The organism is Streptomyces sp. NPDC002896 (assembly GCF_040295225.1).
Taxonomy (GTDB): Bacteria; Actinomycetota; Actinomycetes; order Streptomycetales; family Streptomycetaceae; genus Streptomyces.
Genome location: NZ_JBEOVA010000049.1, coordinates 37,790 through 46,928, shown reverse-complemented (window position 1 = coordinate 46,928; position 9,139 = coordinate 37,790). Strand labels below are relative to the sequence as shown.

The window sequence follows — 9,139 nt, the reverse complement described above, 5'->3', positions numbered from 1 at the left end:
TCGGCCGTCGGCGGCACCGGCATATACGCACCGCTCACCTTCAGATCGGGCTTCTTCGAGGCCGCGGCCGTCTGCGCACGGTCCCTGCCCGCCCGGCTTGTGCGTGGCCTGTGCCTACTGGATCAGAGGCGCGTCGGTGCGGTCGGCGATGTCCTCGGCGGTCACACCCGGCCCGCATTCCACGAGCGCGAGGCCCTCGGGCGTGACGTCGAGGACGCCGAGGTCGGTGATGATGCGGTGGACGCACCGTTCGCCGGTGAGCGGGAGGGCGCATTCCTTGACGATCTTCGGGCTGCCGTCCTTCGCGGTGTGTTCCATCAGGACGATGACCCGGCGGGCACCGTGGACCAGGTCCATCGCGCCGCCCATGCCCTTGACCATCTTGCCGGGGATCATCCAGTTGGCCAGGTCGCCGGCGGCGGAGACCTGCATGGCCCCGAGCACGGCGGTGTCGATGTGGCCGCCCCGGATCATGCCGAAGGACAGGGCCGAGTCGAAGAACGAGGCCCCCGGCAGCACGGTGACGGTCTCCTTGCCCGCGTTGATCAGGTCGGGGTCGACCTCCTCCTCGGTCGGGTAAGGGCCGGTGCCCAGGATGCCGTTCTCGGAGTGGAGGACGACATGGACGTCTGGTGGGAGGTGGCCGGGGATGAGGGTGGGCAGGCCGATGCCGAGGTTGACGTAGGAGCCGTCGGTGAGTTCGGCGGCTGCCCGGGCGGCCATCTGGTCTCGGGTCCAGCCCAGTTGCGTACCGATGGTGGTGCTCATGCGCGTACGGTCCCTCGTGTCGAAGACGCGGAAATTGAAAGGCGTTCGATCTGCTTGTCGGCGGCCTGGGCCGGCGTGAGGGCCACGATCCGCTGGACGAAGATGCCCGGCAGGTGGATCTCGTCCGGGCTCAACGCGCCCGGCTCGACGAGTTCCTCCACCTCGGCGACGGTGATCCGGCCGGCCATCGCGGCCAGCGGGTTGAAGTTGGCGGCGGACTTGCGGAAGACCAGGTTTCCGTGGCGGTCGCCCCGCCAGGCCCGTACGAGTGCGAAGTCGGTGGTGATGCCGTGCTCCAGGACGTACGGACGGCCGGCAAAGTCGCGCGTTTCCTTGGGCGGGGAAGCCACGGCGACCGTGCCGTCGGCCGCGTACCGCCACGGCAGTCCGCCGCGGGCGACCTGGGTGCCCACCCCGGCTGGGGTGTAGAAGGCGGGGATGCCCGCTCCGCCGGCGCGCAGCCGCTCGGCCAGCGTGCCCTGCGGCACCAGCTCCACCTCCAGCTCGCCCGAGAGGTACTGGCGGGCGAACTCCTTGTTCTCGCCCACGTAACTGCCCGTGACGCGGGCGATCCGGCCGTCGGCCAGCAGGACCCCGAGTCCGCGCCCGTCCACACCGCAGTTGTTCGACACGACCTCCAGGCCGGTGGCGCCCTGGGCGTGGAGGGCCTGGATGAGCACGTCGGGGATGCCGCTGAGGCCGAAGCCGCCGACGGCCAGCGACGCGCCGTCGGGGATGTCGGCGACCGCCTCCGCGGCGCTCGCGCAGACCTTGTCCATGGAGAGAGGGCCTTTCTGTCGTGCGTTATTGCTGGTTCAGGCGTCCGGGCGCAGGGCCTCCGAGATCGGCTTGGCGCCGCCGTGCGCGGTGAGGCCGCCATCGACCGGGATCTCGGCTCCGGTGATGAAGGACGCGTCGTCTGAGAGGAGGAAGGTGACGAGCGGGGTGATCTCGTCGACGGTCCCGGTGCGGCCGAGCGGTGTCTCGCGGACGTTCGCCTCGCGGAACGCGGGAGCGGCGGACGCGGTCATCGCGGTCTCGATGAAACCGGGATGGATCATGTTCACGCGGATGCCGCGGGGCCCCAGTTCCATGGCGGCGGTTTTCGACAGGCCGCGCAGCGCCCACTTGCTCGCCGTGTACGCCACGGGGTAGTGGGCGGTCAGCGCCGCTGACGAACCGACGTTCACGATCGACGCCCCCGGGCGCATCAGCGGCACCAGGTGCTGGATGCCCAGGAGAGGCCCGGTGACGTTGACCGCGTGGACCCGGGCCATGTCCTCGGCGCGTACGTCGTCGATCCGAGCCCGCCAGGTGATGCCCGCGTTGTTGACCAGGCCGTGCACCTGCCCGTACGCCTCGCGCAGTTCGGCGGCGAGTTCCGCCCAGTCCTTCTCGCTGGTGACGTCGAGGCGGCGGCAGCCGGGTACCTCCGCCACATCAGTGGCGATCACCCGGGCGCCCTCGCGGGTCAGTGCCTCGGCCTCCGCGGCGCCCTGGCCGCTGGCCGCACCCGTGACCACGACGACCTTTCCGAGGAGCCGCTTGGGATGCAGGTCGGTCACGGCCGCTCCCGGGGGCGGCGCCGGGCGACGGGAACCGGCAGGGGGTCAGGGCCGGGGACCACGGTGTTGGAGACGCTGCCGATGCCCGAGACGGTGAGCGTGACCGTGTCGCCGGGCTTCAGCGGCGCCGGGTCCTGCCCGCCTCGTACGCCCCACAGCTCGGCGAGGCATCCGCCGTTGCCGCACGTGCCGGAACCGAGGACGTCGCCGGGACGCACCCACGTTCCGCGCGAGGCGTAGGCGACCATCTCCTCGAAGGTCCAGCTCATATTGGACAGCAGGTCCTTGCCGACCACCTCACCGTTGATCTCCGCCGTCAGCGCCAGGCGCAGGAAGCCGTCCGCGTCGCGGTACTTCTCCAGCTCGTCGGCGGTGACCAAGTACGGGCCCAGCGTGGTGGCCGTGTCCTTGCCCTTGCAGGGGCCCAGGCCGACCTTCATCTCAGCCGACTGCAGGTCGCGGGCGGACCAGTCGTTGAAGACGGTGTAGCCGACGATGTGGTCGCGGGCCTGCTCGGGAGTGAGGTCGCGGCCCTCCTTGCCGATCACGGCGGCGACTTCGAGCTCGAAGTCGAGCACGCTCGACCCCGGGGGCATGGGGATGTCGTCGTGCGGGCCGTACACGGCGTAGGGGTTGGTGAAGTAGAACGTCGGGGCCGCGTACCACCGCTCCGGCACACCGGCGGCCCCGTCCACGGACCGCCGTACGCCCTCCACGTGTTCCTCGAAGGTGACGAAGTCCCGCACGGTGGGCGGCTGGAGCGGCGGCAGCAGCCGCACCTCGGAGACGTGGGGACCGGCCGGGACGTCGAGCATCGCGGCCCCCGCGCCGAGCAGTTCGGGCAGGCCGCCTCCCTCGGCGAGCAGTCCGGTCAGGGAGCTGACACCGGGCAGGGGACGGAGCGTGCCGTCCTCTTCGACGACGGCCACATGGTGTCGGCTGCGGTGTTCGTAGGTGGCGAAACGCATGGGAGAAGTCCTGTCGGCGTGAGGGCGGGCACGGAAGCCCCGGGGACGCGGCGGGCAGTCAGGGCAGGACAGGGGATCGCCGCGCCCCCGGTGACTTGGGGCCCTGCCGGTCGGACGGGCAGACGTCAGACGGTCAGACCGGCGGGGCGACGAACACGCCGCGGTCGACGTCGTTGAACGACTCCTTGGCGACCAGCTCGTTCATCGGGTTCGCGGTGCCCCACTGGTCGGTGACCTCGGGCTTCGAGAAGTCGTAGACGTGGGGATGCCAGGTGTCCTCGTCCAGCTCCTCCAGCTCGGTGGTGTACTCGACCGTGTTGCCGTGCGGGTCCAGGAAGTACGTGAAGGTGTTGTCGCCCGCCATGTGCCGGCCCGGGCCCCAGATCTTGCGGGCCCCGGCCCGCATCACGCGGCCGGAGCCGCGCATGTACTCGTCCAGGCCGCGCATCTCGAAGGAGATGTGGTGCAGGGAGGTGTGCGGGCACTGGGCGATGGCCATCGAGTGGTGCTGGTTGCTGATGCGCATGAAGTGCATGACCTCGCCCATGTGCGGCGAGCTGAGGGTGTCGGAGAGGCGGAAGCCGAGGTGGCGCTCGTACCACTCCCGGGTCTTGTTCAGGTCCGGGGAGTTGAGCACCACGTGCGACAGGCGGACCGGGATCGACTCCTTCTCCTCGATCCTGCGGTGCCGGCGGGCCTCGACGTCGGCGGAGACCTCGATGGTGCGGCCGTCGACATCGAAGAAGCGGAAGCCGTACCCGCCGCCCGGGGTGTCGAGCTTCCCCGGCTGGGAGATCAACTGCACGCCCTGGGAGAGAAGCTGCTCGGCCAGTGTGTCGACGTCGGCCGGGCTACCCGCCCCATAGGAGACCAGGTCGAGGCGCTTCTCGCCGGCCTTGCGCAGTCGTACGACGTACTGTTCTGGGCTGCCCTCGGCGGCGAGGAAGGAGATGCCGGAGTCCTCGGCGACCTTGGTCAGGCCCCAGACGCCGGCGTAGAAGTCGAGCTGCTTGTCGTAGTCGGGCACGGCGAGGTCGACGTGCCGCAGATGGGTGAGCAGGCGGTTGCTCATGGGGGTTCCTCCTCAGACGAGGTTGAGCAGGGCGGCGGCGTTGCCGCCGCGCACGGCGTGGAAGTCGGCGTCGGGCAGGTCCGCGGCGCGCAGCGCACCCAGCGGGTCGTCGGTGCCCATGTCGAAGGGGAAGTCGGAGCCGAGCAGGACCCGTTCCGGACCAGCGGCCCTGACCAGCTCCCGCAGTACGTGGGGGGCGTGGACGAGGGAGTCGAAGTACAACTGCTTCAGGTAGCTGCTCGGCTCACGGGCGCAGTCCCGGGCGTCGGGGCGGGCCCGCCAGGCGTGGTCGGAACGGCCGATGTGAGTGGGGAGATAGCCGCCGCCGTGCGCCGCGATCAGCTTCAGGCCCGGATGGCGGTCCAGGACGCCGGAGAAGATCAGGTGGGAGAGAGCGACGGCGTTCTCGGTGGGCTGGCCGACCGTGTTGGACAGGTACCACTGGTCCAGGCGCTCGTCGAGCGTGCAGCCGAACGGGTGCAGGAAGACCAGGGCGCCGGCCTCCTCCGCGCGCGCCCAGAAGGGCGCGAGCCGCGGGTCGGAGAGCTCCACCTCCCGTGTCCCGCCCGGCCCCGGCGCGTGCGAGGAGATCTCCACGCCCTTCAGCCCCTGGTCCAGTGCGTGGTCGAGCACATCCACCGCGAGGTCGGGGTGCTGGAGCGGGATCAGACCGAGGCCGTGCAGCCGGTCGGGGGCCTTCGCGCAGTGCGCCGCGGTGCCCTCGTTGGCCAACCGGCACACCCGCTCGGCCAGTTGGGGCTCGGCCCAGTAGTGGTAGTGGCCCGGCGAGGGGCTCACCAGCTGCACGTCCACGCCGGCCGCCTCCATGGCCGCCAGACGCACGGCGACGTCCGTCAGCCGCGGCACCCGCTCACCGACCATGGGACCGTTCACGGCGAGGGCCGCCGGGCCGTTGCGGCGGGCGTCGAGGGTGCGGGCCTCGGCGAGGCCGGCCTGCCCGGCGACGGCCTCCTCGACCTCCGGCAGCAGGAGGTGGGCGTGGACGTCGATGGTCGGCGCGGAGGATGCGGTGGCGGTCACGGGCGCTCCTTGAGCAGGTTCATGGTGCGGCCGACCAGCCCGGCCATGTCGGCGTCGCGCACGCCGTCCAGCTGCCACTGGCCGATCTGCACGGACGCCTCGACGACGGTGCGCACCCGGGAGATGCGGCGCTCGTGGTAGGCCTGGAACAGCTCGTCGTCCCAGTCACGGCCGCTGGTGAGCAGCTCGGCGAGGACGAGGGCGTCCTCCAGGGACATCGCCGCGCCCTGGGCCATGGTGGGCGGGCAGCAGTGGGCGGCGTCGCCGATGAGCACGACCCGGCCCCGGTGCCAGGAGCCCTCGACCAGCAGGCGGTCGAACCAGGTGTAGTTGACCTTCTTCGGGTCGGTGATGTGCTCGGTGATCTCCGGCCAGACCCCGCCGTAGCCCTGCGCCAGGCGGCGCATCTCGTCGGCGTAGGTGGCCGGGTCGATGGAGGCGCGGTCGCGGCAGCCCTCGACGACGTACGCGTAGATGGTGTTCTCGCTGGTGGGGCAATAGCCCGCGATGTAGGCGGGGCCGCCGTAGGCGAGGTCGGTGCGCGTCACGCTCTCGGGCCGTGGGGCGGCGATGCGCCAGATGGCCATGCCGGTGGGCTCGGGCTTGTCGGTGATGCCGATCGCGGCGCGGGTGGCGGAGTTGAGACCGTCGGCGGCGATCACCAGGTCGTATCGGCCCTCGCTGCCGTCGCTGAAGCGCACCGAGACGCCGTCGGCGTGCTGTTCCAGCGCCTCGGCGGTGGTGCCGAGGCGAACGCCGGCGCCGGAGGCGCGGACCGCGTCGATGAGGATCTGCTGCAGCTGGGGGCGCTGCATGCCGAGGGTGGCGGGCAGGTCCTCCCCGCCGGTCTGGATGTCCTCGGCGACGAACAGAACGGTACCGTCCGGGGCGGTTACGCCCAGCGAGCCGAAGGGGTATCCGGAGGCTTCCACCTGTTCCCACACACCCAGTTCGCGCAGGACCCGCAGGGCGTTGCCCTGGAGGGTGATGCCGGAGCCGGTGGTGGCGTTCCAGTCGGGCTTCGCCTCGATCAGGTCGACGGCGATGCCGGCGCGGCGCAGCAGGATGGTGACGGCGTTGCCTGAGGCGCCCCCGCCGATGACCAAGACGGTGGGTGTCCCCCCGGCCGGAGGCTGGGGGAGAGTGAGGGTCTCTGACAGTGCGGTGATTGACTTCGGGAAGCTGCTGGAAGCTGGATCCAGTTCGGGCGTAACCATATGGAGCTCCTGTCGTTTTACCTGATACCTGCCGCGTGCTTGAAATGCGCGCGGTCCCCGCCACCGACATCGCGGTCCATCTGTGGTGATCGGTTCAGCGTCCGGCGGGGCGGCGATCCCAGGGTGTGCCCAACTCGAAAGAGCCGGGCACAGTCCAGACGTCGGCATCGCGTCACCGCCAGTGACGCCGCGCGCGGGCTCTGCCCAAGGATCGGCCCGGACTCGTCCGCGCTCGTTACCGCTTCCACCCCTCGGGGCCACGCGATAACCCAGGATCCTTAATTTCCAGAGACGCTGTCAGCCATGTCGGGGTTACCCCCGGGTTGGGCCGCGCGGCTTCGGGCGGCGGGGGTGCGGCTCTCGCCCGCTGGGAGCGCGGGCCAGGGATGGTGCGAGGCAAGGGTCGGATGCGCCGTTGCTGTCCGGGGAGGGGCGCATCCGGCGGCTGAGCGGGCTACTTGACGGCGATGGGGTTCACGGGGGAGCCGACGGCGCCGGTGATGGGCAGGGGCGCGGCGGTGAGCCAGAACTCGTACACGCCGTCGTCGGCGCAGTCCGCGGCGAGGGCGTCGAGGTCCCACATCTCGCCGATCAGCAGGCCCATGTTGGGGATGACGACCTGGTGCAGGGGCTGGAAGGCGTTCTCGAACTCGTTCGGCCGCACCTCGAAACCCCAGGTGTCGGTGGCGATCGCGGCGATCTCGCTGCCGTGCAGCCAGCCAGCAGTGGTGAACGACAGACCCGGCGCGGGGCCGCCCGCGTAGTCGCCCCAGCCGTCGCGCCGGGCGCGGGCGAGGTGTCCGGTGCGGACGAGGATGATGTCGCCGCGGCCGACGCTCACGCCGTGGGCCTCCGCGGTCGCGGTCAGGTGCTCCGCGGTGATCGCGAAACCGTCCGGCAGCTCCGGTTCACCGTCGTCGTCACCGATGACCCGGGCCACGTCCAGCAGTACGCCGCGACCGGCCACGTACGGAGCCATGTGCTCGATGCCGGTGACCAGGTCGCCGTCGGAGGTGACCACCCGGTCAGCCCGGCGGCCGTTCCAGGCGAAACCGTGGTCGAAGATGTGCCCGAGCCCGTCCCACTGCGTGGAACACTGCAACGGCATCGCGATCACGTCGTCGGCGCCGCCGATGCCGTGCGGGAAGCCCTGGTTGCCGAGGGCCGCGTCGGTGCCGGTGTCGAGCATGGTGTGCACGGGGTTGGTCCGCCGGCGCCAGCCCTTCTGCGGGCCGTTCATGTCGAAGGACTGCGAGAGCGAGAAACTGACGCCCCGGCGCACGAGCGCCGCGCCTTCGCGCCGCTTGGCCTCGTCGAGGAAGTTCAGGGTGCCGAGCACGTCGTCCTCGCCCCAGCGACCCCAGTTGGAGTACGCCTTGGCGGCCTGGGCGATCGCGCCCTCGGGGTCGTGGCGGTCCAGGCTCATGACTTCTCCTCCACACAGCGGGTGCGCTGCACACCCAGACCGGTGATCGAACCCTCCATGACGTCGCCGTCGCGCAGCAGCCGCCCCCAGTGGATGCCGTTGCCGGCCGGGCTGCCGGTCAGCACCAGGTCGCCGGGTAGGAGCCGGGAGGTCTGGGAGATGTACGACACCAGCCGCGTGATGCCGAAGAGCATGTCCTTGGTGGACTCGTCCTGCATGGTCTCGCCGTTCAGCTTCAGGGTGACCCGCAGGTCACCCGGGTCGGCGATGGACTCGGCGGGGACGATCCAGGGCCCGAGCGGGGTGAAGCCGGGAGCGTTCTTGCAGCGCAGCCAGTCGGTGCCGATGGCGGGCATGTCCCGCCGGAAGACGGTGGCGCGGTCGGTGAGGTCGTTGGCGATCGTGTAGCCGGCGACGTACTCCAGGGCCTCCTCGACGGATATCCGGTATGCGGGCTTGGCGATGACGGCCGCCAATTCCAGCTCCCAGTCCGGCTTCTTCGCCCAGGAAGGGAGTACGACGTCGTCGTACGGGCCGGCGATGGTGCTGGGCAGGCCGATGAACACGTACGGCAGGTCCTCGGCGGCCCGCCGGTCCATGATCGCGGCGATCTCCGCGCGCGCCTCCTCGACGGTGCGCGGGTCGTCGGGGGAGCGGTGGGCGACCTCAAGGTCGATCACGTGCTGCCGGTAGTTGGCGCCCGACTGGAAGATCTGGCGGGGCTCGACGGGGGCATGGACCCGCAGGCCGTCCAGTGCCTGCCAGCCGCCGGTCGCGTCCGTGGCGAGGGCGTGCAGGAGCGGCAGCAGCTCCGCCCAGCGTTCGAAGATCCCACGGGTCGTCAGGGCGGGTTCGCCGAGAGCCGCACGAAGGTCGAGCACCCGGTCCTTGGACAAGAGACCGGGGAACGGCTCCCCGTCCGGAGCGGAGAACGTGCCGAGCGCGAACGGGCCGGCAGGTTGCGCGAGCGTTGCCATCAGATTTCCTCCTGCTGGGTTGCGGACTACTCTGGCCCCGAATCGGCGAATCACGGAAATCAATCTTGTGGATGCGCCGAATCCATGACATGGATGGCTCTTGCT

The 9,139-nt window shown here is 70.7% G+C and carries 9 protein-coding genes; all 9 read right to left on the bottom strand.

The features are described 5' to 3' along the window. Positions 1-114: 114 nt before the first annotated feature. Positions 115-744 (bottom strand): CoA transferase subunit B, encoded by a 630-nt coding sequence (locus ABT009_RS43310; protein ID WP_351307565.1) that lies wholly within the window; start codon positions 742-744, stop codon positions 115-117. 20 nt (positions 745-764) lie between these two features. Next, positions 765-1,547 (bottom strand): CoA transferase subunit A, encoded by a 783-nt coding sequence (locus tag ABT009_RS43305; RefSeq protein WP_351307551.1) that lies wholly within the window; start codon positions 1,545-1,547, stop codon positions 765-767. Between the two features lie 36 nt (positions 1,548-1,583). Continuing rightward, on the bottom strand, positions 1,584-2,333 hold the full coding sequence (locus ABT009_RS43300; RefSeq protein ID WP_351307549.1) for an SDR family NAD(P)-dependent oxidoreductase: 750 nt from the start codon (positions 2,331-2,333) through the stop codon (positions 1,584-1,586). Continuing rightward, positions 2,330-3,301 (bottom strand): fumarylacetoacetate hydrolase family protein, encoded by a 972-nt coding sequence (locus ABT009_RS43295; RefSeq protein WP_351307546.1) that lies wholly within the window; start codon positions 3,299-3,301, stop codon positions 2,330-2,332. Before ABT009_RS43295 ends, ABT009_RS43300 begins: the two co-directional genes overlap by 4 nt. 133 nt (positions 3,302-3,434) lie before the next feature. Then, complete coding sequence (locus ABT009_RS43290; RefSeq protein WP_351307544.1) at positions 3,435-4,373, bottom strand: VOC family protein; 939 nt, start codon at positions 4,371-4,373, stop codon at positions 3,435-3,437. Positions 4,374-4,385: 12 nt separating this feature from the next. Next, entirely contained in the window at positions 4,386-5,414 is a 1,029-nt protein-coding gene (locus ABT009_RS43285) for an amidohydrolase family protein (protein WP_351307541.1), read from the bottom strand. Further along, the gene (locus ABT009_RS43280; protein ID WP_351307563.1) at positions 5,411-6,574 is read right to left on the bottom strand and encodes an FAD-dependent oxidoreductase; all 1,164 of its coding nucleotides are present in this window, start codon (positions 6,572-6,574) and stop codon (positions 5,411-5,413) included. Before ABT009_RS43280 ends, ABT009_RS43285 begins: the two co-directional genes overlap by 4 nt. A 511-nt stretch (positions 6,575-7,085) precedes the next feature. Then, on the bottom strand, positions 7,086-8,057 hold the full coding sequence (locus tag ABT009_RS43275) for a cyclase family protein (protein WP_351307538.1): 972 nt from the start codon (positions 8,055-8,057) through the stop codon (positions 7,086-7,088). Further along, on the bottom strand, positions 8,054-9,034 hold the full coding sequence (locus tag ABT009_RS43270; protein WP_351307536.1) for a fumarylacetoacetate hydrolase family protein: 981 nt from the start codon (positions 9,032-9,034) through the stop codon (positions 8,054-8,056). Before ABT009_RS43270 ends, ABT009_RS43275 begins: the two co-directional genes overlap by 4 nt. Between the last annotated feature and the right edge of the window lie 105 nt (positions 9,035-9,139).